Below are 410 nucleotides of genomic sequence, written 5' to 3' on the forward strand. Positions count from 1 at the left end.
TCGACGAAACGCTGATTGAAGCGGCGATCACCGACAAAACGCGCGTTATCGTGCCGGTCCATTACGCGGGTGTGGCCTGCGAAATGGACACCATTATGGCGTTGGCGAAAAAGCATAATTTGTTTGTGGTAGAAGATGCCGCTCAGGGCGTGATGTCCACTTACAAAGGGCGTGCACTGGGAACCATTGGTCATATTGGCTGCTTTAGCTTCCATGAAACCAAAAACTACACGGCGGGCGGTGAAGGCGGCGCGACGCTGATTAACGATAAAGCGTTAATCGAACGAGCCGAGATCATCCGTGAAAAGGGCACTAACCGCAGCCAGTTCTTCCGTGGTCAGGTCGATAAATATACCTGGCGCGATATTGGCTCCAGCTATTTGATGTCCGATCTGCAAGCTGCATACCTG

Annotated in this window: 1 protein-coding gene; it reads left to right on the plus strand. The window is 52.2% G+C overall.

What is annotated here, in order from left to right:
• Window positions 1-410 (plus strand): DegT/DnrJ/EryC1/StrS family aminotransferase (locus tag M8006_RS17815; RefSeq protein ID WP_250084568.1); only part of this gene is annotated, 410 nt, incomplete at both ends.

Source organism: Halomonas llamarensis, from assembly GCF_023555005.1.
Classification (GTDB): domain Bacteria; phylum Pseudomonadota; class Gammaproteobacteria; order Pseudomonadales; family Halomonadaceae; genus Vreelandella; species Vreelandella llamarensis.